The organism is Ewingella sp. AOP9-I1-14 (genome assembly GCF_052375995.1).
Lineage (GTDB): Bacteria > Pseudomonadota > Gammaproteobacteria > Enterobacterales > Enterobacteriaceae > Ewingella > Ewingella allii.
Genome location: NZ_JBQSVA010000009.1, coordinates 68,339 through 91,406, shown reverse-complemented (window position 1 = coordinate 91,406; position 23,068 = coordinate 68,339). Strand labels below are relative to the sequence as shown.

Here is a 23,068-nt window from a genome sequence, read left to right as displayed (position 1 = left end):
ACGACGCAGCGAAACGATAGTGGCACAAAGAGACTATGTAAGCCGTGGGCGCTCAGGAGCGCGGCGGAAACCAACTAGCCGAAAAAAACGCAGTTCCCCGATGATCTCCAAAACCATGGTGGTATTAGCCGTTGCGGTCCTGGTGGTGTTCATTGGTGGCCTCTATTTTATTACGCACAATAAACCTGAAGATGCAGCGATTCTGCCGACGCACCCTGTTCGGCCGGGCAACGGCTTACCGCCAAAACCTGAAGAACGCTGGCGTTATATCAAAGAGTTGGAAAATCGTCAGATGGGCGTGTCTACCCCGACTGAGCCGACGGCGGGTGGCAATGTGCAGACTAAAACGCAGTTGACGCCGGAACAGCGCCAGTTGCTGGACCAGATGCAGGCCGACATGCGCCAGCAGCCGACCACGCTGTCCGAAGTGCCGTATAACGACCCAACGCAGGCGACGCGCACGCAGCCTGCCCAACGTCAGACCACGTCGCAACAGCCGTATACGCAGCAGCCTCAGCAGACTTATTCTCAACAGAACGTGCAGCCGACCTACACTCAGCGGCAGCCTGTGCAACAGCAGCAACAGAATGTGCAGCACAATACTCAGCAGACTACGCCGAGAAACGTGCAGCAGACGCAGCAGCCGGTTCGTGCTCCTCAGACTCAGGCACAAACTCAGCCTGTGGCGCCGAAGCCGAAACCGAAAGAGCAGCCTCAGCAGCAGCAACCTGCTGCCATTACTGAAGTCGCGCCGGAAAAACCGAAGGACAAACCGAAAGAGCAGGAAAAAACCCAGCGCTTTATGGTTCAGTGCGGTTCTTTCAAAGGTAGCGAGCAGGCAGAATCGCAGCGCGCCAAGCTGGCATTTGAAGGTTTTGAAGGCCGAATCACCACCGGTGGCGGCTGGAATCGCGTCGTTATCGGCCCTTACAATAATCGTGCTGGCGCTGACGGCACCCTGTCGCGTCTTAAAAACGCTGGCATCTCCGGTTGCATTCCCCTCGCAACCGGGGGTTGAAAACCCATTTTCCTCCCCAATCTATAACTTCAATATGCCTCGTGCTCTTGTGTGACACTGATGTGTAACACAAGAGTGCGGGGATCTTTTCCGTCTGCAACGAGGAACTGCTCGTGACAACAATTGTAAGTGTACGCCGCAACGGCCAGGTCGTTATTGGTGGTGATGGTCAAGCCACATTGGGAAATACCGTGATGAAGGGCAACGTGAAGAAAGTACGTCGCCTGTATAACGACAAAGTGATCGCCGGCTTTGCGGGCGGCACGGCTGACGCCTTCACGCTGTTTGAGCTGTTCGAACGCAAACTGGAAATGCACCAGGGCCATCTGGTCAAAGCCGCCGTAGAACTGGCGAAAGACTGGCGTACTGACCGTATGCTGCGCCGCCTTGAAGCGCTGCTGGCCGTCGCTGACGAAAATGCCTCGCTAATCATTAGCGGCAACGGCGACGTGATTCAGCCTGAGAATGACCTGATTGCTATCGGCTCCGGTGGTCCTTACGCTCAGGCTTCTGCTCGCGCGTTGCTGGAAAATACAGAACTGAGCGCTCGTGACATCGTTGAGAAGTCGCTGAGCATTGCCGGGGATATCTGTATTTACACCAACCAATTCCACACCATCGAAGAATTGTCTTCTAAAGCGTAAGGATCGAAAACATGTCTGAAATGACCCCGCGCGAGATAGTCAGCGAACTCGACAGCTACATCATTGGGCAGGACAAAGCAAAGCGCGCCGTCGCCATTGCACTGCGTAACCGCTGGCGCCGTATGCAGCTTGAAGAGACGCTGCGTCACGAAGTCACTCCAAAAAACATTCTGATGATCGGCCCGACCGGTGTCGGTAAAACCGAAATCGCTCGTCGTCTGGCGAAGCTCGCTAACGCGCCGTTCATCAAAGTCGAAGCCACCAAGTTCACCGAAGTGGGCTACGTGGGTAAAGAAGTCGACTCCATTATTCGCGACTTAACCGACTCTGCGGTGAAGATGGTGCGAATGCAGTCCATCGAGAAAAACCGCTATCGCGCCGAAGAACTGGCCGAAGAGCGCATTCTCGACGTGCTTATTCCACCGGCGAAAAACAACTGGGGCCAGGCCGACGAAACGCAGGAACCTTCTGCGGCACGCCAGTCTTTCCGCAAAAAGCTGCGTGAAGGCCAACTCGACGACAAAGAGATCGAAATCAATGTCGCCGCCGCGCCAATGGGCGTCGAAATCATGTCCCCTCCGGGCATGGAAGAGATGACCAGCCAGCTGCAGTCTATGTTCCAAAACATGGCCGGGCAGAAGCAGAAACCGCGCAAAATGAAGATCAAAGAAGCGTACAAGCTGTTGATCGAAGAAGAAGCCGCCAAGCTGGTTAACCCGGAAGAGTTGAAAGAGCAGGCTATCGAAGCCGTTGAGCAGCACGGCATCGTGTTCATCGACGAAATCGACAAAATCTGTAAACGCGGCGGTCAAAGCTCCGGCCCTGACGTTTCCCGCGAAGGCGTGCAGCGTGACCTGCTGCCACTGGTTGAAGGCTGCACCATTTCGACCAAGCACGGCATGGTGAAAACTGACCATATTCTGTTTATCGCTTCCGGCGCTTTCCAGACTGCCAGCCCGTCAGACCTGATCCCTGAATTGCAGGGTCGTCTGCCGATCCGCGTCGAGCTGCAAGCCCTGTCGACGGAAGACTTCGAACGTATCCTGACTGAGCCAAGTGCGTCGCTGACTCATCAGTATAAAGCGTTGATGGCAACCGAAGGCGTGACCGTTGATTTTACCGCTGACGGTATCCGTCGTATCGCCGAAGCGGCATGGCAAGTTAACGAAACCACCGAGAACATCGGTGCGCGTCGTCTGCATACCGTGTTGGAGCGTTTGATGGAAGATATCTCTTACGACGCGAGCGAAAGTAACGGTATCTCCATAAACATTGATGCAGATTATGTTCGTAGCCATCTTGATCAGCTGGTTGCTGATGAAGATCTGAGCCGTTTCATCTTATAATTCGCTCATACGTTTCGAAAGTTATCCATTGGGAGGCGTTATGCCTCCCTTTTTATTTCTGGGCGAAACATCAGTTTAGTGAGCGAAAAAAATATGAGCATGATAACCCCCTGCAATACGACATCGCCGACCAAAGCCTGGCTTGAAAGTCTCCGCCTGCGAACGCTGCCTCTGGCCTTCGCCTCCATCGTGATGGGTTCCGCTGTCGCCAGCCTGCAAGGCGTTTTTCACCCGCTAACGGCGCTTCTCGCGCTGCTCACCGCCGGGCTGCTGCAAATTCTGTCCAATCTAGCCAATGACTATGGCGATGCTGAAAAAGGCAGTGATACGCCGGATCGCATCGGGCCATTGCGCGGCATGCAAAAAGGGTTAATCAACGCCAGCCAGATGAAGCGCGCCATCATCCTGACCGTGGCGCTAGCCGTGATTTCGGGTATCGCGCTAATTGCCGTCGCCTGCCAGAAACCCAGCGACGTGGTCGGCTTCCTGATCCTCGGTTTGCTGTCGATTGGCGCGGCTATTACCTATACCGTCGGCACGCGCCCTTACGGCTACATGGGCCTCGGCGACATTTCCGTCTTAGTGTTCTTCGGCTGGATAAGCGTCGCGGGCACCTTCTACTTGCAGGCAGGGTATTTTGATTGGGTTGTTATGCTGCCCGCCACGGCCACCGGCTTATTAGCTACCGCCGTCCTGAATATCAATAATTTGCGCGATATCGAAACTGACAGCGCCAACGGCAAAAACACGCTGGCGGTGCGCCTTGGGCCAAAAAATGCCCGTCGCTATCACGCATTCATCATTAGCGGTGCCGTGCTCTGTCTGGCGTTGTTTGCCCTACTGCACTTGCACAACGGCTTCGGTTGGCTCTTTATCCTGGCGCTGCCGCTGCTGGCTAAACACGTCCTCACGGTGATGCGCGAACCCACTGCTGAGGGTATCCGTCCCCTGTTGGAGAACATGGTGAAGGTCGCTTTATTGACTAACGTGTTGTTTGCCGTCGGCCTGTTACTCAATTAGCAATCCAAGCTAAGTCTGGCTGAAAGCGAAATTTAACAATTGATGCTTTTGCCAACAGCCTTCAGAAAGGGATATACTGCACATTCATGCAGCAACCAGATGAAATCCTATGAAATACGATACTTCCGAACTATGCGACATCTATCACGAAGAAGTGAATGTCGTTGAACCCTTGTTCTCCAACTTTGGCGGACGTACTTCATTTGGCGGGCAGATCACCACGGTGAAGTGCTTTGAAGACAATGGCTTGCTTTATGATCTGTTGGAGCAAAACGGTTTAGGCCGCGTGTTGGTGGTTGATGGCGGTGGCTCGGTTCGCCGTGCTCTGCTCGACGCCGACCTCGCAACGCTGGCACTGGAAAACCAGTGGGAAGGCATCCTGATTTACGGCGCGGTGCGTCAGGTGGATGACTTGCAGGACTTGGACATCGGCATTCAGGCGATGGCCGCTATCCCTGCTGGCGCAGCAAGCGAAGGCATTGGTGAGAGTGATATCCGCGTCAACTTCGGCGGTGTAACCTTCTTCACCGGTGACCATTTGTATGCTGATAACACCGGCATCATCCTGTCAGAGGATGCACTCGACCTCGAGTGATTCACTAAACGCAGATGCTTCTGCAATAAAAAAGCCCGCAGCGCGGGCTTTTTTTATGGGAGCAAGTTATGCAAAGAAGGCTGGATCAGACTTCTTCCATTTTCCCTAACAGTGCGCGCAGACGATCTTGCCACACGTGTTGTTCTTCTTTCAGCTGCGCGTTTTCACGCACCAGTGACTCATGGTTGCCGCTGGCTTGCTGAACTTCCTGAGACAGGTTGTTGTTCTGTTCTTTCAGTTCTTCGATTTCCATTTGCAATAAAGTAATGGTATCAATCGCTTGCTGAACTTTCGCTTCTAATTTCTCAAATACTTCAAATGACATTCTTCGGTCCTCTTCATGTTCGCAAGGCGTACATCTGGTAAGTTCTGTCGCATCGTCCGGACACGACTCTGAATTCTCGCACCACGCAGATTTTATTGATATTTCGGGATGGAAACGCCGTCAAATCTGCGGATGTCTTGAAATACGATTGTATGTAGCCAGTACTGCCCTGTCTAGCAACAACCCTGCCCTACACGCAGTCTGTTGCAATTTTAACGACAAAACTATCAGCAAATGCTTAAAAAGCGAGACGAGTCGAAGGATCACGCCAGCAATTTCGCCTAAAGTCAGTCTAACAAGGGGTTTGACGGGCGGAAGGCATCCGAATGACCTTGTGCGCGTTAGGGACGCAATCAGGGAAGAAATAGGGATAAACGCGGGTCAAACGCGCGCCAAAAACCGCTTTTTGCGGTTGGTCTAACCAGTCTGGCATTCGAAATCGCTCATTTTTATGACACAACACACAAAATTTGATTTCGCTATTTCTCGTTTATGCTCGTTAACGATAAATTCACATTACATTCTCATTTACTGATGAATGTCTTATTCCGATTACGTTCACGTACGTCTAGTAAGAAAAATTATAACTAACCCTTAACATTATCCTTTATAGGATCCGACTATGAGCCAAACCATGAGTTCCACATTAAAAGGTCAGTGCATCGCTGAGTTTCTAGGTACCGGGCTTATCATTTTCTTTGGTGCAGGATGTGTTGCTGCATTGAAGCTTGCCGGCGCAGGCTTTGGCCAGTGGGAAATTAGTATCGTCTGGGGTTTTGGTGTGGCGATGGCCATCTACCTGACCGCAGCCGTGTCTGGCGCTCACCTTAACCCAGCAGTCACTGTCGCGCTTTGCCTGTTCGCGAACTTTGAAGGACGCAAAGTTCTGCCTTACATCATCGCGCAAGTTGCGGGGGCTTTCTGCGCCGCCGCTCTGGTTTACGGTCTGTACTACAACCTGTTCTTCGATTTCGAACAAAGCCACAATATGGTGCGCGGCAGCGTCGAGAGTTTGGATCTGGCAGGCATCTTCTCTACCTACCCGAACCCACACATCAGCGTGTTGCAGGCATTCTTGGTTGAAGTGGTGATCACCGCCGTGCTGATGGCGCTGATTCTGGGCCTGACTGACGACGGCAACGGCATCCCGCGTGGCCCGCTGGCTCCGCTGTTAATCGGTATCCTGATCGCTGTTATCGGTGCTTCAATGGGTCCATTGACCGGCTTCGCCCTGAACCCTGCTCGTGACTTCGGTCCTAAGCTGTTCGCCTACTTCGCAGGCTGGGGCAAAGTGGCCTTCACCGGCGCGCGTGACATCCCTTACTTCTTAGTCCCGATTTTTGGCCCGCTGATTGGCGCATCTCTGGGTGCTGTAGGTTATAAGACGCTGGTTGGTCGCCACCTGCCTTACGAAATCAATGAGGAAGCGGAAGAGAAAGCGGCCCAGCAGGCATCAAAACAGCGTAAAGCGTAATTGGCTATATTGTTCACAGCTCTCTAATTCGTAGGAATATTATTATGTCAGCAGATACGACTCACGAAAAAAAATACATCGTCGCGCTCGATCAAGGCACCACCAGCTCCCGCGCGGTCGTGCTTGACCATGACGCCAATATCGTCAGCGTTTCCCAGCGCGAATTTACCCAAATTTATCCGAAATCCGGCTGGGTCGAGCATGACCCAATGGAGATCTGGTCTTCGCAAAGCTCAGTGCTGGTAGAAGTGCTGGCAAAAGCGGACATCAACTCTGACCAAATCGCCGGTATTGGTATCACCAACCAGCGTGAAACCACCATCGTGTGGGAAAAAGAGACCGGTAAACCCATTTATAACGCCATCGTTTGGCAGTGCCGTCGTACAGCTGACATCTGTGAGAAGCTGAAAAAGGACGGGATGGAAGAGTACATCCGTGAAAACACTGGCTTGGTGGTTGACCCTTACTTCTCCGGTACCAAGGTGAAGTGGATTCTGGACCACGTAGAAGGCTCCCGCGAACGCGCTAAGCGTGGCGAGCTGCTGTTCGGTACCGTCGACACCTGGCTGGTGTGGAAGATGACTCAGGGACGCGTTCACGTTACTGATTACACTAACGCCTCACGTACCATGCTGTTCAACATCCATGACCTGAAATGGGATGAGCGCATGCTGGAAGTGCTGGATATTCCGCGCGAAATGCTGCCGGAAGTTCGCCCTTCTTCTGAAGTTTACGGCCAGACCAACATTGGTGGTAAAGGCGGTACGCGTATTCCAATCGCCGGTATTGCCGGTGACCAGCAGGCAGCCCTGTACGGCCAGCTTTGCGTGCAGAAAGGCATGGCGAAAAATACCTATGGCACCGGCTGCTTCTTGCTGATGAACACCGGTACTGAAGCTGTAACCTCCAAAAACGGCCTGCTGACCACCATCGCCTGCGGCCCTCGCGGCGAAGTGAACTATGCGCTGGAAGGTGCGGTATTCGTCGGCGGTGCGTCCATTCAATGGCTGCGCGACGAGCTGAAGTTGATCAGCGACGCCACCGACTCCGAGTACTTCGCGGGCAAAGTTAAAGACACCAACGGCGTGTACGTGGTGCCGGCCTTCACGGGCCTTGGCGCACCTTACTGGGACCCGTATGCCCGTGGCGCTATCTTCGGCCTGAGCCGTGGCGCCAACAGCAACCACATCATTCGCGCCACGCTGGAATCTATCGCTTACCAGACTCGCGACGTGCTGGACGCCATGCAAGCTGACTCGGGCGCACGCCTGCAGGCTCTGCGCGTGGACGGCGGCGCGGTGGCTAACAACTTCCTGATGCAATTCCAGTCTGACATCCTCGGCACGCGCGTTGAGCGTCCGGCGGTGCTGGAAGTGACCGCGCTGGGTGCCGCATTCCTGGCGGGTCTGGCAGTGGGCTTCTGGAATGATCTGGACGAAGTGCGCAGCAAAGCCACTATCGAACGTGAATTCCGCCCAAGCATTGAAACCACCGAGCGTAACTTCCGCTACAAAGGCTGGCAGAAAGCCGTGGCGCGCGTGCGTTCATGGGAAGATCACGACGAGTGATCGCGTCCGGTCGGGTTCTCGCGGAACCCGCCATCATCAGCTCCAAGCAAACTCCCCTTAACGGGGAGTTTTTTTATGCGCTTTTTCTGCCCTGCCCCTATGCTAAAATCCGCCCCAGCGATGAGCATTTGCCTCACCCACCTTATTTTTCTTCGAATGGGTTTATCCATGAAACGTGAATTAGCTATCGAGTTCTCCCGCGTCACCGAAGCCGCCGCGCTGGCTGGCTATAAATGGCTCGGCCGTGGCGACAAAAATCTCGCCGACAACGCCGCCGTGCAGGCAATGCGCATTATGCTGAATAAGGTCGACATCGACGGGCAAATCGTCATTGGCGAAGGTGAGATTGACGAAGCGCCGATGCTCTACATCGGCGAGCAGGTTGGCACGGGCAAGGGCGACGCGGTGGATATCGCAGTTGACCCCATCGAAGGCACGCGCATGACCGCCATGGGCCAGTCCAACGCGCTGGCCGTGCTGGCCGTGGGCGACAAAGGCTCCTTCCTCAACGCCCCTGACATGTACATGGAAAAAATCGCCGTCGGCCCCGGCGCTAAAGGCGCGATTAATTTAGACCTGACGCTGGCGGAAAATCTGCAAAATATCGCCAAAGCCTTGGGTAAACCACTGAGCGAACTGACCGTGGCGACCCTGGCCAAACCGCGCCACGACGAGGCTATTCGCGCCATGCTGCAATCCGGCGTGCGCGTGTTTGCCTTCCCCGACGGCGACGTCGCCGCAACCATTCTGACCTGTATGCCGGAGAGCGAAGTTGATGTGCTGTATGGCATCGGCGGCGCGCCGGAAGGGGTGATTTCGGCGGCGGTGATCCGCGCGCTGGACGGCGATATGCAGGGCCGCCTGCTGGCGCGTCACGATGTGAAAGGCGACACCCCAGAAAACCGCCGCATTGGCGAAGAAGAGCTGGTGCGCTGTAAGGCGATGGGTATTGAGGCCGGTAAGGTGTTGCAGCTCGACGACATGGCGCGCAACGACAACGTGATTTTCTCGGCAACCGGCATCACCAAGGGCGACCTGCTGGAAGGCATTAGCCGCAAAGGCAACATGGCGACCACCGAAACCCTGCTGATCCGCGGCAAATCGCGCACCATTCGCCGCATTCGCTCTACCCACTTCCTTGACCGCAAAGATGCTGCTCTGCACGAGTTCATCATCTAATTGGCGGGTTTAACTCGGCCATAAAAGCAAAAAGCAGAGCCATAGCTCTGCTTTTTTTATGTTTCGCGCGCTGAGTTAGATGGTATGCCCCTGCTCCTGCTGGCGATTGGCCATCGGCCACCAGCAGAGCAGAATCAGCAACGCCATGGCGAACATTAGCAGGCCAAGGCTGAACTGCCCGGTTTGCGGCAGCATGGCTGACATCCACGCCACCAGCCCGGAACCGATATTCTGAATGCCGCCCACCAAGGCCCCGGCCGCGCCAGCGAGATAGGGGAAAGGCTCCATCGCGCCGGTGGTCGCCAGCGGGAACAGCATCCCCGCACCGAAGAAGAACAGCGACGCCGGAACAATCAGCGTCCAGATGTTCATCACGCCCAGCCAGCCAGGGATCCACATCAGCACGCCCGCCAGCAGGCAGCTGATCACCGAGTGCCACATCAGCTGGTTGAAGCTCTTCTCCGCCCGCCCGGCATACCACGCGCCGAAGAAGGCCGCCGGAATAGGCAGAATAAACAACAGGCTGACGGTCATCGCGCTGAGCTTCAACACGCCGCCCATCAGCACCCCGCAGCTGGCTTCAAACACCGCCACGCCCGCCAAAGCCCCCACCAGCATCACGAGATAGCGGCTGAAGTTGCCGTCCGCCAGCAGCAGGTGAAGGCTGCTCAGCATACCGCGCGGCTCATCGTTAACCGGGCGCGTCTCTGGCAGCCAGCGATACATGGAAAACGCCACGCCGGCGCACAGCAATAACAGGAAACCAAAACTGGCGCGCCAGCCCAGCCACGCCGCCAGCGCGCCGCCAATGATTGGCGCGACCAGCGGGCTGACCAAAATCCCCATGTTTAACAGGCTGTTGGCCTGACGTAACGCGCCACCGCTGTATAAATCGCGCGGCATGGTGCGCGCCATCACGCCCGCCACGCCGGTGCCCATACCCTGCACGGCGCTACCAATAATTAAAATCGTCAGGCTCTGCGCCATCATGGCGGTGGCGGCGCCGACTAGAAAAATCATCATCCCGGTGAGGATCACCGGCTTGCGCCCAATCTTATCCGACAGCGGCCCGTAGATGAGCTGTGACGAGCCGTAAGCGATTAAATAGGCCGCCATCACTCGCTGAACCGCCCCCGGTTTTACGGCCAGGCTTGATGCCATATCCGCGATATTCGGCACATAGATGGTTTGCGCCATCTGCCCTACGGCCACCAGCAAAATCAACATCACCAGCAGGTGAATATTTTCCAGTTTTTTCATTTTCTAGTTCATTAACCATTAAGGCATCCGAATACCAGCATATTGAGCCAGTTTCGGTGGGGTAAGCAGTCGGCGCATAAATTAACAAAACCGTAGGAATAAGCGAGAGGCAGGCGGAAAACTCTGTTTACGCCAGTGGCGGGCTTTAGTGCCAGTTTCGTAAAGATAACGGTACGACACGCGAGCATCTCTTACCCGTCGTAAACAGGTTGATAACATTTAATCGATAATGGATTCGGTGAATGTGAAATAAAATCAGCGAGGTAAATGAAGCGCCGACGCGCTGCACCATGGACTTAACACGGAGTACTTTTTTATGGCTGATTGGGTTACAGGCAGCATCACCAAAGTCGACCGCTGGACAGATGCCCTGTTCAGTATTCAGGTGAGTGCGCCCATTGATGCATTCACCGCGGGCCAGTTCGCTAAGCTGTCGTTAGAAATCGACGGTGAACGCGTCCAGCGCGCCTATTCCTACGTTAATGCGCCAAGCAATCCCAATCTTGAGTTCTATCTGGTGACTGTCCCGGAAGGCAAGCTCAGCCCTCGCCTGAACGACATGCAGATTGGCAGTGAAATTCAGGTCACTAAAGAGGCTGCGGGCTTTTTCGTCATTGATGAAGTGCCAGAATGCGACACCCTGTGGATGCTGGCGACCGGCACGGCCATTGGCCCGTACTTATCCATTTTGCAGGAAGGCATCGGGCTAGATCGCTTCAAGAACATCGTGCTGGTGCACGCCGCGCGCTTCTCGCAAGACCTCAGCTACCTGCCGCTGATGCAGCAGCTTCAGCAGCGCTATAACGGCAAGTTGCATATTCAGACCGTGGTGAGCCGTGAAGAAGTGGCGGGATCGCTGACGGGTCGCGTACCGGCGCTGATTGAAGATGGTTCGCTGGAAGCCGCCGTGGGGCTGAAAATGGATGCCGAAGACAGCCATATTATGCTGTGCGGCAACCCGCAGATGGTGCGCGATACCCAGCAAATCCTCAAAGACAGCCGCGGAATGCGTAAGCATTTGAAACGCAAACCGGGCCATATGACCAGCGAGCATTACTGGTAAGATCAAGATTAGAGCCGCAGGCTATTTGAACCTAACGCTCTCTGCTTCCGGGCCAAAGCGATTTGTGCCCGGCGTTCCCACAAAAGCGCCGCAATCGATAATCAGCATCACGAAAATCACCGCCGGAAGCAGCCTGCCGACCACCCACTGCCACAGGGTCGGGATCATGTCCCAATGGCCCGCCGCCAGCATCCACGCCAGAATAAACAGCAGTGCCCACCAGGCCGATTTATTGCGGTCGTGCAGGCGTTTCACCATCACCGCGGCGGTGGGCCACAGCAAAACCACCACGGCAAAAGCGGCGGATTGGATTTCGATCCACTGTCTGTCGGCAAAGGTGAACACCGCCACCATCAGCACCAGCCAGCTGACCATCCAAATCCAAAACTCACGGCGGCCCATGCGGCCATTAAATGAAAAGAGTGCGTGTTGCAGGGTCATCGGGGAAGCATTCCATCAAAGTCGGGTCAGAAAACTGCCGCAAAGTGTAACCCAGCCCGGCCAGATGCCGACAATGTTTACGCACTCCTTTTGACATTGCCCCCTGATCCCCGCTCTAATCGGGTATCGCTTCAAAACAGAACAGGCTTATGACTGCAAACTTCATTCTTCGCCTCGCGCTTCCCGCGCTGCTGCTGATTTCAGGGCTGAATCAGGCCAATGCGGAACCACCCGCCGAGCACCAGACCGTCGAGGAGATGCCGAAAGCGCCTTATCTACTGGCGGGCGCCCCGACTTTCGAAATGACGCTGGTGAGCTTTCGCGAAAAATATAACGCGGCCAACCCGAGTCAGCAGATCAGCGAATTCCGCGCCATTACCGACAAAACCGGCAATGACCTGCTGACCCGCGCTGCCAGCAAGATTAATGAGAATCTCTATGCTTCTACAGCATTGGAGAAAGGCACCGGGAAAATCAAAACCCTGCAAATCACCTACCTGCCCATCCAAGGGCCGGAGGCCAAAGCCGCGCGCACGCTGGCTATCAGCTACATGGCGAACCTAATGCGCGAGTTTGACGGTACCCTGACAGTGGAGCAAAGCGTGGCGAAAGTGGCGTCGCTGATCGACAAAGGCAAAGGCCAGCAGTTCTACCAACAGCAGGTCGGCGCGATTCGTTACGTGATTTCAGATAACGGCGAGAAGGGGCTGACCTTCGCCGTAGAGCCGGTAAAACTCGCGCTTTCATAAGCCTTGGATAACGGCAATTAATGACAAAAAGCAAAGCCTTTAGTTGTGATCCTCTCTATACTATTGGGCAGGTAATCTGCTTGTTTGGCAGAAATTTTAATCGACACTCGCGTCCCCTTTTGGAGGAAAAAACATGCGACATCCATTAGTGATGGGTAACTGGAAACTGAACGGCAGCACCCACATGGTTAACGAACTGATCGCTGCGCTGCGCAATGAGCTGAGCACGGTTGAAGGTTGTGGCGTTGCTATCGCACCACCAGAAGTTTACCTGTCACAGGCGAAACACGCGCTGGCGGGCAGCCGCATTGCGCTTGGCGCACAGAACGTTGACACCAACCTGTCTGGCGCATTCACCGGCGAAACTTCTGCCGACATGCTGAAAGACATCGGTGCGAAATACATCATCATCGGTCACTCTGAGCGTCGTACTTATCACAAAGAAAGTGACGAGTTCATTGCTAAGAAATTCGGCGTGCTGAAAGACGCTGGCCTGATCCCAGTGCTGTGCATCGGTGAAACCGAAGCAGAAAACGAAGCGGGTCAAACTGAAGCCGTGTGTGCAAAACAGCTGAACGCCGTGCTGAACACGCTGGGCGCTAAAGCCTTCGAAGGCGCGGTTATCGCTTATGAGCCAGTTTGGGCTATCGGTACCGGCAAATCTGCCACTCCAGCTCAGGCTCAGGCGGTTCACAAATTCATCCGTGACCACGTTGCTAAACAAGACGCTGAAATCGCTAAACAAGTGATCATCCAGTACGGCGGTTCTGTAAACGCAGCTAACGCGGCAGAACTGTTCACTCAGCCAGACATCGATGGCGCGCTGGTTGGCGGTGCTTCTCTGAAAGCTGATGCCTTCGCGGTTATCGTGAAAGCCGCTGCTGAAGCGAAAAAAGCCTAATCCACTTTTCTGACGCACTTGCGGCGTCAGCATAAAAAAACCCGGTCTCTTCGCAGAGCCGGGTTTTTTATTATCAGCGATATCTGGTCAGTGATTCGGGTAAGCAACCGCAGCCAACGCCGAGACAGCGCCAAGTATGACGGGCATTTAGCGTTTGCTGATTTGGTCGAATATCCCACCGCTCGAGAAGTGGTCTTTCTGCGCTTCGGCCCAAGTACCTGCCACCTGATCGATAGTGAACAGCTTCAGTTTAGGGAATTCAGCGGCAAACTTCTTCTCAACGGCTGGGTCACGCGGACGGTAGTAGTTTTCCGCCGCGATGGTTTGACCTTCAGTGGAATAGAGATACTTCAGGTAAGCATCGGCCACTTCGCGAGTGCCGCGCTTGTCGACCACTTTATCCACCACGGAGACGGTTGGCTCAGCCAAAATGGATTCGCTTGGCGTCACAATCTCAAACTTGTCGTTGCCCAGGTCCTTGGTTGCCAGCAAGGCTTCGTTTTCCCATGCAATCAGCACGTCGCCGATGCCGCGCTCAACGAAGGTGTTGGTTGCGCCACGTGCGCCGGAGTCCAGCACTTCAACGTTTTTAAACAAGGCTTTCAAGAATTCCTGAGCTTTCGCTTTGTCATTGTTGTTGTGATGCAGGGCGTAGCCCCACGCCGCCAGATAGTTCCAGCGCGCGCCGCCCGAGGTTTTCGGGTTTGGCGTAATGATAGACACGCCCGGTTTGATCAGATCATTCCAGTCGTGAATTTGTTTTGGGTTGCCCTTCTTCACCAGGAAAACGATGGTGGAGGTGTAAGGCGCGGAGTTGTCCGGCAGGCGCTTGATCCAGTTTTTGTCGATACGGCCGCGTTCGGCAATGGCATCCACGTCATAAGCCAGCGCGAGGGTGACGACGTCAGCCTCGATACCATTGATAACGGAGGTCGCCTGCTTGCCAGAGCCGCCGTGAGATTGACGCACGGTTACGGTGTCGCCGGTTTTACCCTGCCAGTATTTGCTGAACGCCTTGTTGTATTGCTCGTAGAATTCACGCGTCGGATCATAAGACACGTTCAGAATCTGAACATCTTTCGCAATTGCGCCCGTCGCCACCAGCAGTAATGCCAGACCTACACCCCATTTACGCATCTCACTCTCTCCCAGAAATTCTTTCAATGGATTGGATTTATCGTATTAGATGCCTAGAGCCTGCCAGAGAAAAATCGAACAACTAAAGACTAAAAAGTATTTTTCTATTCCATTCAGGAATAACTGTTTTTCGGGCAAAAAAAAGCCCCCACGCGTGGAGGCTTTATCACTAAGTAATTATCTGTTTTAGAATAATTTTTTAGCCGTGTCGTACCAGTCTTCTTTGAATTTACTTTTCTTATTTTCTGGAGAGATACAGATAGAAATTAATTCATGAACCATTTTTTCGTTTTCAACACCGACGCAGAAACCGCCCTGGGTGTAGTCGCGGTCTTCTTCCAGCAGCAGGTCAACAGCATAAGCACCCATGCGAGAAGCCAGAATACGGTCGTAAGCGACTGGTGCGCCACCACGTTGAATGTGCCCTAAAACGGTACCGCGAGTTTCACGGCAGGTTTCTTTCTCGATGTATTTAGCCAGCTCGTCGATATCATCCAGTTTTTCTGTGATAGCGACGATGGCGTGCTTTTTACCTTTGGCGATACCGGCTTTGATTTCAGCAACCAGATCATCACGTTTGAATTCAACTTCTGGGATGGCGATGAATTCGCAACCACCGGCAATCGCAGCGGCCAGAGTCAAATCGCCACAGTGGCGACCCATCACTTCAACGATGGAAATACGTTGGTGAGAAGAAGAGGTATCGCGCAGACGGTCGATCGCTTCAACCACAGTACCCAACGCGGTGAAGAAGCCGATGGTGTAGTCAGTACCCGCTACATCGTTATCGATGGTGCCTGGCAGGCCGATACAGCGAATGCCGCCTTCTTTGGTCAGCAGGTCAGCACCCGCGTAAGAACCGTCACCGCCGATAACCACTAAGCCATCGATACCACGGTCTTTCAGGTTTTGCAGAGCAACCTTGCGGTTTTCAGGATCGCGGAATTCCGGGAAGCGAGCAGAACCTAAGAAAGTACCACCACGGTTGATCATGTCGGACACGCTGTAGCGGTCCAGTGGTCGCATGCGGTTTTCGTACAAGCCAAAGTAGCCATCTTCAATACCGAAAACTTCTAATCCTGCAGATAGAGCAGCACGAACAACGCCGCGAATCGCGGCATTCATGCCTGGCGCATCGCCGCCACTTGTCAGTACACCGATTTTTTTAATCATGACCACCTCTGAACTTGTAGATGCAATTTCTTAAGAATTCTTGAGCATGCCTATTGGCCCGGATACTAGCTGGCACTACTACTAAATGGCTAATGGCGTTTGATGTTTATAGTATAACAAAACACCATCGCTGAATTGATTCAAGTCAGCAAGAATACGCTTACTGCGTTGACCCTTGGCAATTTAATGATTCACCCTGTTTTTACAACATATTTCCGGCATTTTCCTCGCAGAAAGCGGAGCTTTGATGGCCTTTCAAGGGAGCTTTAAATGTAGACGCCAATCGCGAAAGCCAAAAGAACCCGCGCAGGCTTTAAACAGCGTCTTTATTAGCGACTATCCTAAGAATAGCATTGTTCTAAGCGACATCTGACTGATAATACGAGATATGTCTTATCTAAGGTGAGAAAAAGAACGGAGTTCCCCCGCCAGATTTAATGCGTCAATGTGTGGGCTTTACCGCAAAAAAAACCCCACCTTTCGGTGGGGAAGACAGGGATGGTGTCTATGGCAAGGAAAAACAGGGGTATTACTGGGTACTGATACTACTTGGCTTCTGGGCAGAAGTAGGTTGTAAGCCAGCCATTTGCTGCTGCATCTGTTGCATGCGCTGCTCATGTTTCTGGTTTAATACGTTTTTCTGTTCGGGAGTCAGAAGATTGAACATCTGATTGCGAATGCGGGCCATTTCAACCTGGCGATCCACTTGCTCCTGAGCCATGACTTCGGCCTGTGCCCGAACAGCTTTTTGATCGAAATTCTCAGCGGTGACCAGACGATGCATGGTTTCCATCTGATCTACATTAATATGGGGTAAGTCTTTACGAGCCTGATGCATCAAGTCACGCATTTGCTGGCGCTGCTGCTCAGTCAGATTAACGCCATCAAACATGGTGTTGCGTTCCTGAGGCTTGTCCAGCATGTTGGTATCTTGAGCTGAAGGTGCCACTGGCGTCACATTAGCGGTATCCGCTAAAACGACACCCGAACTCAGTGTCAGTATTGAGGCCGTAACTAATGCAGCTACCTTGGACATCATTAACTCCTATATCTTTATCGCTTATCGCGAATCATTGGAAATCAGTCTAAACCGGTCGCTGCAAACATGCGTCAGTGCATGTAAAAGTACGTAAAGTCATGGAATAGCGGCAATTGATGACGTATTTTGCGTCTTAGAGGTAAATACAATGAATAAAATTTTGTTGGTTGATGACGACCGTGAACTGACTTCACTCTTAAAAGAATTGCTCGAAATGGAAGGCTTTAATGTGGTGGTTGCTTACGATGGTGAGCAGGCGCTTGAAAAGCTGGATAACAGTATCGATTTGCTCTTGCTCGACGTGATGATGCCAAAGAAAAATGGCATTGAAACCTTAAAAGAACTTCGTCAACGCCACCAAACGCCAGTCATTATGCTGACTGCGCGCGGTAGCGAGCTGGATCGCGTTCTGGGCCTTGAGCTCGGTGCTGATGACTATTTACCTAAACCGTTCAACGATCGCGAACTGGTCGCGCGTATTCGCGCCATGCTGCGCCGTTCCAACTGGAGCGAACAGCAGCAAACTGGCGAAAGCAACGGCTCGCCAACGCTGGAAGTGGATGGCTTGCAGTTGAACCCAGGTCGCCAAGAAGCCAGCTTCGGCGGCGTCGCGCTCGACCTTACCGGGACTGAATTCACCCTGCTCTATCTGCTGGCGAAGCATTTAGGCCAGGTAGTGTCGCGTGAGCATTTAAGCCAAGAAGTGCTGGGCAAACGCCTGACGCCTTTTGACCGTGCTATCGACATGCATATCTCCAACCTTCGCCGCAAACTTCCCGATCGTCAGGATGGCCATCCTTGGTTTAAAACGCTGCGCGGACGCGGCTATTTGATGGTATCCGCTACATGATCAACAGCCTAACGGCACGCATTTTTGCGATTTTCTGGTTTACCGTTGCCTTAGTTTTGATGCTGGTTTTAATGGTGCCCAAGCTTGATTCACGCCAATTAACCCCGCTGCTCGATAGTGAACAGCGGCAAGGCTTGATGATTGAACAGCACGTTGAAGCCGAGCTGGCGGGCGACCCGGCAAATGACCTGATGTGGTGGCGCCGGCTGTTCCGCGCTATCGAAAAATGGGCTCCGCCGGGCCAGCGCCTGTTGCTGGTCACCAGCGAAGGCCGCGTTATTGGTGCGCAGCGCAATGAAATGCAGGTGGTGCGTAACTTCATCGGGCAGTCAGATAACTCAGATCGTCCGAAAAAGAAAAAGTACGGCCGTCTTGAAATGGTCGGGCCTTTTTCCGTTCGCGACGGTGAAGACAATTATCAGCTCTACCTGATTCGCCCAGCCAGCAGCCCGCAGTGGGACTTCATCAACCTGATGTTTGACCGCCCATTCTTGCTGCTGATCGTCACCATGTTAATCAGTTCCCCGCTGCTGCTCTGGCTGTCGTGGAGTCTGGCGAAACCTGCTCGTAAGTTGAAAAACGCGGCGGACGACGTGGCACGAGGCAATCTCAAGCAGCATCCAGAGCTGGAAGCCGGGCCGCAGGAGTTCTTGGCGACCGGGGCCAGCTTCAATCAGATGGTCAGCGCGCTTGAACGCATGGTTACAGCTCAACAGCGGCTTATCTCGGATATCTCACACGAGCTGAGAACCCCGCTGACTCGCCTACAGCTGGCGACCGCACTGATGCGCCGCCGTCACGGTGAAGGCAAAGAGTTGCAGCGTATAGAGACGGAAGCACAGCGCCTCGACAGCATGATCAACGACCTGTTAGTGCTTTCCCGCAGTCAGCATAAGAACGAACTGGCGAGGGAGACGCTAAAAGCCAATGAGCTATGGGCCGACGTGATTGAAAATGCCCAGTTTGAAGCTGAGCAGATGGGCAAAACGCTGGAAGTCCCTGTACCTCCGGGTCCGTGGAAGCTGTTTGGTAATCCGGCGGCGCTGGATAGCGCCCTTGAGAATATCGTTCGCAATGCGCTTCGCTACTCCAATACCCGTATCGCGCTGAACTTCGCCTGCGACAGTGAAGGCATCACCATCACGGTGGATGATGACGGTCCGGGCGTGAGCGAAGCCGACCGCGAGCAGATTTTCCGTCCGTTCTACCGTACCGATGAGGCGCGTGATCGGGAGTCCGGCGGCACGGGGTTAGGTTTGGCGATTGTCGACACCGCAGTACAACAGCACCGTGGTTGGGTGAAAGCCGAAGATAGCCCGTTGGGCGGCTTGCGACTAATCATCTGGCTACCGCTGCATCAGCGTTAAGATTCTGCTATTCTGCGCCCTCTCACAGGGGGGCGCATGCTTAACATCGTACTTTTTGAACCAGAAATCCCGCCAAATACGGGCAACATTATCCGCCTGTGTGCCAACACCGGCTTCCAGTTACATCTCATCGAACCTCTTGGATTCGGCTGGGATGACAAAAAGCTGCGCCGTGCCGGTTTGGACTACCACGAATTCGCCAACATTAAGCATCATGCTAACTATGACGCCTTTCTCAGCAGTGAGAACCCGCAGCGAATTTTTGCCCTCACGACTAAAGGCACGCCGGCGCACAGCGCGGTGAGCTATGAAGCCGGGGATTATTTGCTGTTTGGGCCTGAGACGCGCGGGCTACCGCCGGTGATTCTGGACAACCTACCAGCAAATCAAAAAATCCGTATTCCAATGCAGCCAGAGAGCCGCAGCATGAACTTGTCGAATGCGGTGTCAGTGGTGGTATACGAAGCCTGGCGCCAAATGGACTACCCCGGCGCGCTGATTAAAAGCTGAGTGTGTTTTAAGTAGAAGTAAAAGCAGAAATGGCATGTGAACACATGCCATTGATAGCCAGACTTAGATCCCGTCGCCGAACTCAAAGCCTTGCGTAATACCGTTGAAATGCTGATCCATGTCCATCGAAGGCCTTTCGCTCTCTGGGCGACCGACGATGCGGGCAGGAACCCCTGCCGCCGTGGTGTGTGCTGGAACGGATTGCAGCACCACTGAGCCAGCGCCAATCTTGGCACCTACGCCAACTTCAATGTTGCCGAGGATCTTGGCACCCGCGCCAATCATCACGCCTTCGCGGATTTTTGGGTGGCGATCGCCGCAGGTCTTGCCTGTCCCACCCAAGGTGACGGACTGCAAGATCGAGACATCGTTTTCAACCACGGCCGTTTCACCAATGACGATACCCGTCGCGTGGTCGAGCATGATGCCGCAACCAATTCGCGCTGCCGGGTGGATATCCACGCCGAAGGTGACTGAAATTTGATTTTGGAAATAGATGGCCAGCGCCTGGCGGTCTTGCTTCCACAGCCAGTTACCAATGCGGTAAGCCTGTAGCGCGTGAAAACCTTTCAGATAGAGCAGCGGCGTAGAGTATTTATCCACGGCCGCATCGCGCTGATGCACTGCGAGAATATCGCGTGCGGCGGACAGCGTCATCTGGGCATCATTGCGGTATGCCTCTTCCACCACTTCACGGATGGCAATCGCCGGCATAATCGGGCTGCCCAGCTTGTTAGCCAGAATGTAGCTTAATGCCCCGTCGAGGTTTTCATGCTTGAGCAACGTCGCATGAAAAAAGCTCGCCAGCATAGGTTCACACTCAGCCAGCGCTCTCGCCTCTGATTTAATGTTTTTCCAGACCAGTTCCAGCTCTTCTAACGACATTACTGTTCCTTACGGCTTCGATAAGATAATAAAAAGCCGCTCTATCGGGTGACCAATAGAGTGGCTCTGTCCCGGCTTACAATCAGTGGCTGCTTTTTTCGTCTTTACTGGCACGAGCCAGCAAGCTGATTGCCGCTTCGCGGGCATCTTTCTGGCAATACAGTACTTGATAGATTTGCTCAGTGATTGGCATTTCAACGTTATAACGCTGTGCCAGCGCACGGACTTCTTTGGTATTACGGTAGCCTTCGACCACCTGACCAATCTTATCCTGCGCGCCCTGAACATCCATCCCCTCGCCCAGCATAATGCCAAAACGCCGATTACGAGATTGATTGTCTGTGCAGGTTAACACCAAATCACCCAGCCCCGCCATGCCCATAAATGTGGACGGATCAGCACCAAGTGCTGAGCCAAGGCGGCTCATTTCTGCTAAGCCACGGGTGATAAGCGCGGTGCGCGCATTGGCACCAAAGCCGATGCCATCGGACATCCCGGCACCAATGGCAATCACGTTCTTCACCGCGCCGCCAAGCTGCACGCCGACGAAATCGGGGTTGCTGTAGACACGGAAACTCTTACCGCAGTGCAAAAGCTGTTGCAGATCTTCAGCAAATTCTGCGTCGGTGGCGGCCAGCGCTATCGCGGTAGGCATGCCGGCTGCCAGCTCTTTGGCAAAGGTCGGGCCAGAAACCACGGCTAGCGGAATGTCATCGCCTAGAATTTCGCGAGCAACGTCTTGCAGCAGACGGCCCGTTTCCGCCTCGAGGCCTTTAGTGGCCCAGACGATACGAGAGTCAGCGCGAAGATGAGGTTTAATCTGCTGGAGCACGTCACCAAACACGTGGCTCGGCACTACCACCAAAATGTTGCGGCTAGCGGCCAGCGCAATGGCGAGGTCAGTTTCCAGCACCAGGCTGTCAGGGAAAGGAACGTCCGGCAGAAATGCCTGATTGCAGCGAGCAGCCTGTAACGTGCGAATGTTATCGGCGTTATGGCCCCACAGCACCACGTTGTGGCCATTTCTGGCGAGCGTTATGGCTAAAGCGGTGCCGTATGAGCCGGCACCGATCACAGTCATTGAAGCATTGACGGTTTTCATCAGGCATCCTGATGTGGTTCTGCACCTTCGCCTTCAGCCTGCTGTTGCAAGTAGTTCATGAACAGCGCGTCGAAGTTCACAGGTGCCAGATTCAGTTGCGGGAAGGTACCGCGAGAAACCAGGCTGGTAATGCACTCACGAGCATATGGGAACAGAATGTTCGGGCAGTAAGCACCCAGGCAATGTGCCAGTTGGTTCCCATCAATGCCGGAGATGGTGAAGATACCACCTTGTTGCACTTCACACAGGAAAGCAGTGTCGTCGCCCAGTGAAGAAGTCACGGTCACACGCAGTACCACTTCATACACTTCATCAGCCAGCTGGCTTGAAGCAGTATCTAAATCAAGTTTAACTTCTGGCTGCCAGTCTTGCTGGAAAACCTGAGGCGCGTTTGGCGCTTCGAAGGAGATATCCTTGGTGTAGATACGCTGGATCTGGAAAGCCATCTCGGTGTTGTTTTGTTCTGACATGTAAGTAGTACCCTTAAGTTAATAGTCCTTTAAACACTTGATTAAATTACACAACTGCCTGATGTCGCTCACAGCAACGGATCAAGGCCACCTTTGGCATCAAGTGCATGTAAATCGTCGCAGCCACCAATGTGCTGTCCGTCGATAAAAATCTGAGGAACGGTAGAAGGACCGCCAGTACGCGCGATCATCTTTTCACGTTTGTCCGCATCGCCATCAATGGCGATTTCTTCAAAAGCCGCGCCCTTGCTGTTAAGTAACGCTTTCGCACGGTGGCAATAAGGACAGGTTGCCTTGGTATAGATTTCAATTTTAGCCATGGTAGCCACCTCAAGTGTCGTAGATGTATTACTGAGTAATTTGAAGCAATTACTTACCGCGAGCCAGTGGCAGGTTTTCGCTGCTCCAGCCAGAGATACCGTCTTTCAGGGTATAAACCTGTTCAAAACCAGCACTCACTAAGCCTTCTGCCGCAGCGCGGGAAGAGGTGCCGTTGGCGCAAACCACGATAACTGGCTGTGCTTTATGCTTCACCAGCTCACCCAAGTTGTTGCTCTTAATGTCGGCGCTCAACACGTTTAAAGACGTGGAGATATGGCCTTTACGGAATTCTTCGCGTGCGCGCACGTCAACCACAACGGCGTCTTCTTTGTTGATCAGGCGGGTCGCTTCACCACGGGAGATCTCTTTTACTTTAGAAAAACGCGTCTTAAAGGTGGTCACAATTACTGCAATCAGCAACGCAACCCACGCTAGGCTGAGAACCGGATGCGCACTAATGAACGGCATAATATCTTGCATGGGGTGTAGCAACTCCCGTCAGTTGGGGGAAAATTCAAGGCTTGAGAGTATACCTGCGCGCTGCGGCAAATACAGCCAGTATGCATCTCCTAATGCCACAAACTGCGGCATATCTCGGAAAATTAACACGCATTTATCCCACTTGTTAATC

25 protein-coding genes are annotated in these 23,068 nt (G+C 53.6%); 14 read left to right on the top strand and 11 right to left on the bottom strand.

Going from position 1 to position 23,068, the window contains the following annotated elements:
• The first annotated feature begins 19 nt into the window (after positions 1-19).
• The 5 genes from ftsN (at position 20) to rraA (ending at position 4,623) form a co-directional block, all read left to right on the top strand.
• Positions 20-1,018, top strand: coding sequence for a cell division protein FtsN (gene ftsN, locus ACT3RT_RS20070; RefSeq protein ID WP_396132738.1), 999 nt, complete (start codon positions 20-22; stop codon positions 1,016-1,018).
• 113 nt (positions 1,019-1,131) lie between these two features.
• Positions 1,132-1,662 (top strand): ATP-dependent protease subunit HslV, encoded by a 531-nt coding sequence (gene hslV / locus ACT3RT_RS20065; protein WP_353503852.1) that lies wholly within the window; start codon positions 1,132-1,134, stop codon positions 1,660-1,662.
• A gap of 11 nt (positions 1,663-1,673) precedes the next feature.
• A complete protein-coding gene (hslU, locus tag ACT3RT_RS20060; RefSeq protein ID WP_353503851.1) occupies positions 1,674-3,008 on the top strand; it encodes an ATP-dependent protease ATPase subunit HslU in 1,335 nt (444 codons plus the stop codon).
• A gap of 93 nt (positions 3,009-3,101) precedes the next feature.
• Positions 3,102-4,028: a 1,4-dihydroxy-2-naphthoate polyprenyltransferase gene (locus ACT3RT_RS20055; RefSeq protein WP_485903793.1), complete on the top strand. Its 927-nt coding sequence runs from the start codon at positions 3,102-3,104 to the stop codon at positions 4,026-4,028.
• Positions 4,029-4,137: 109 nt separating this feature from the next.
• Complete coding sequence (gene rraA, locus ACT3RT_RS20050) at positions 4,138-4,623, top strand: ribonuclease E activity regulator RraA (protein WP_034794610.1); 486 nt, start codon at positions 4,138-4,140, stop codon at positions 4,621-4,623.
• 85 nt (positions 4,624-4,708) lie between these two features.
• On the opposite strand, the gene zapB is transcribed toward rraA, so the two are convergent.
• Entirely contained in the window at positions 4,709-4,948 is a 240-nt protein-coding gene (gene zapB / locus ACT3RT_RS20045) for a cell division protein ZapB (protein WP_100935183.1), read from the bottom strand.
• Between the two features lie 622 nt (positions 4,949-5,570).
• Between zapB and ACT3RT_RS20040 the strand changes: the two genes are divergently transcribed.
• From ACT3RT_RS20040 to glpX, 3 genes are all read left to right on the top strand, one after another.
• Positions 5,571-6,422 (top strand): MIP/aquaporin family protein, encoded by an 852-nt coding sequence (locus ACT3RT_RS20040; protein WP_100935182.1) that lies wholly within the window; start codon positions 5,571-5,573, stop codon positions 6,420-6,422.
• A 44-nt stretch (positions 6,423-6,466) separates the two neighbouring features.
• Positions 6,467-7,990, top strand: a complete 1,524-nt coding sequence (gene glpK / locus ACT3RT_RS20035; protein WP_034794600.1) for a glycerol kinase GlpK — start codon at positions 6,467-6,469, stop codon at positions 7,988-7,990.
• A gap of 168 nt (positions 7,991-8,158) precedes the next feature.
• Positions 8,159-9,169: a class II fructose-bisphosphatase gene (gene glpX, locus ACT3RT_RS20030; protein ID WP_353503849.1), complete on the top strand. Its 1,011-nt coding sequence runs from the start codon at positions 8,159-8,161 to the stop codon at positions 9,167-9,169.
• A gap of 75 nt (positions 9,170-9,244) precedes the next feature.
• Here glpX and emrD read toward each other — a convergent pair whose 3' ends face one another.
• Entirely contained in the window at positions 9,245-10,429 is a 1,185-nt protein-coding gene (gene emrD / locus ACT3RT_RS20025) for a multidrug efflux MFS transporter EmrD (RefSeq protein ID WP_353503848.1), read from the bottom strand.
• Positions 10,430-10,745: 316 nt separating this feature from the next.
• Between emrD and fpr the strand changes: the two genes are divergently transcribed.
• Positions 10,746-11,492, top strand: coding sequence for a ferredoxin--NADP(+) reductase (fpr, locus tag ACT3RT_RS20020; RefSeq protein ID WP_396132733.1), 747 nt, complete (start codon positions 10,746-10,748; stop codon positions 11,490-11,492).
• 21 nt (positions 11,493-11,513) lie between these two features.
• Here the strand turns inward: fpr and ACT3RT_RS20015 are convergent, their stop codons facing one another.
• The gene (locus ACT3RT_RS20015; protein ID WP_353503846.1) at positions 11,514-11,933 is read right to left on the bottom strand and encodes a DUF805 domain-containing protein; all 420 of its coding nucleotides are present in this window, start codon (positions 11,931-11,933) and stop codon (positions 11,514-11,516) included.
• Between the two features lie 149 nt (positions 11,934-12,082).
• Here ACT3RT_RS20015 and ACT3RT_RS20010 point away from each other — a divergent pair, with 149 nt between their 5' ends.
• On the top strand, positions 12,083-12,682 hold the full coding sequence (locus ACT3RT_RS20010) for a DUF1454 family protein (RefSeq protein ID WP_353503845.1): 600 nt from the start codon (positions 12,083-12,085) through the stop codon (positions 12,680-12,682).
• Between the two features lie 133 nt (positions 12,683-12,815).
• Positions 12,816-13,583 (top strand): triose-phosphate isomerase, encoded by a 768-nt coding sequence (gene tpiA / locus ACT3RT_RS20005; RefSeq protein ID WP_034794587.1) that lies wholly within the window; start codon positions 12,816-12,818, stop codon positions 13,581-13,583.
• A 147-nt stretch (positions 13,584-13,730) separates the two neighbouring features.
• On the opposite strand, the gene ACT3RT_RS20000 is transcribed toward tpiA, so the two are convergent.
• The 3 genes from ACT3RT_RS20000 to cpxP all read right to left on the bottom strand — a co-directional run bounded on the left by ACT3RT_RS20000 (position 13,731) and on the right by cpxP (position 16,929).
• Complete coding sequence (locus tag ACT3RT_RS20000; RefSeq protein WP_396132731.1) at positions 13,731-14,720, bottom strand: sulfate ABC transporter substrate-binding protein; 990 nt, start codon at positions 14,718-14,720, stop codon at positions 13,731-13,733.
• 186 nt (positions 14,721-14,906) lie between these two features.
• On the bottom strand, positions 14,907-15,893 hold the full coding sequence (gene pfkA / locus ACT3RT_RS19995; protein WP_353503843.1) for a 6-phosphofructokinase: 987 nt from the start codon (positions 15,891-15,893) through the stop codon (positions 14,907-14,909).
• A 529-nt stretch (positions 15,894-16,422) separates the two neighbouring features.
• The gene (gene cpxP / locus ACT3RT_RS19990) at positions 16,423-16,929 is read right to left on the bottom strand and encodes a cell-envelope stress modulator CpxP (protein ID WP_353504052.1); all 507 of its coding nucleotides are present in this window, start codon (positions 16,927-16,929) and stop codon (positions 16,423-16,425) included.
• A gap of 151 nt (positions 16,930-17,080) precedes the next feature.
• Between cpxP and cpxR the strand changes: the two genes are divergently transcribed.
• The 3 genes from cpxR to trmL are packed head-to-tail and all read left to right on the top strand — an operon-like array spanning position 17,081 to position 19,659.
• Complete coding sequence (cpxR, locus tag ACT3RT_RS19985; protein ID WP_034794579.1) at positions 17,081-17,782, top strand: envelope stress response regulator transcription factor CpxR; 702 nt, start codon at positions 17,081-17,083, stop codon at positions 17,780-17,782.
• Positions 17,779-19,149: an envelope stress sensor histidine kinase CpxA gene (cpxA, locus tag ACT3RT_RS19980; RefSeq protein WP_353503842.1), complete on the top strand. Its 1,371-nt coding sequence runs from the start codon at positions 17,779-17,781 to the stop codon at positions 19,147-19,149. Before cpxR ends, cpxA begins: the two co-directional genes overlap by 4 nt.
• A gap of 36 nt (positions 19,150-19,185) precedes the next feature.
• A complete protein-coding gene (gene trmL / locus ACT3RT_RS19975; protein WP_353503841.1) occupies positions 19,186-19,659 on the top strand; it encodes a tRNA (uridine(34)/cytosine(34)/5-carboxymethylaminomethyluridine(34)-2'-O)-methyltransferase TrmL in 474 nt (157 codons plus the stop codon).
• Positions 19,660-19,722: 63 nt separating this feature from the next.
• Here trmL and cysE read toward each other — a convergent pair whose 3' ends face one another.
• From cysE to ACT3RT_RS19950, 5 genes are all read right to left on the bottom strand, one after another.
• Entirely contained in the window at positions 19,723-20,544 is an 822-nt protein-coding gene (gene cysE, locus ACT3RT_RS19970; RefSeq protein WP_034794571.1) for a serine O-acetyltransferase, read from the bottom strand.
• 82 nt (positions 20,545-20,626) lie between these two features.
• On the bottom strand, positions 20,627-21,646 hold the full coding sequence (gpsA, locus tag ACT3RT_RS19965; RefSeq protein WP_353503840.1) for an NAD(P)H-dependent glycerol-3-phosphate dehydrogenase: 1,020 nt from the start codon (positions 21,644-21,646) through the stop codon (positions 20,627-20,629).
• A complete protein-coding gene (gene secB / locus ACT3RT_RS19960; RefSeq protein ID WP_034794567.1) occupies positions 21,646-22,116 on the bottom strand; it encodes a protein-export chaperone SecB in 471 nt (156 codons plus the stop codon). Before secB ends, gpsA begins: the two co-directional genes overlap by 1 nt.
• 68 nt (positions 22,117-22,184) lie before the next feature.
• A complete protein-coding gene (gene grxC, locus ACT3RT_RS19955; protein ID WP_034794565.1) occupies positions 22,185-22,436 on the bottom strand; it encodes a glutaredoxin 3 in 252 nt (83 codons plus the stop codon).
• 49 nt (positions 22,437-22,485) lie between these two features.
• Positions 22,486-22,917, bottom strand: coding sequence for a rhodanese-like domain-containing protein (locus ACT3RT_RS19950; RefSeq protein WP_353503839.1), 432 nt, complete (start codon positions 22,915-22,917; stop codon positions 22,486-22,488).
• Positions 22,918-23,068 lie beyond the last annotated feature (151 nt).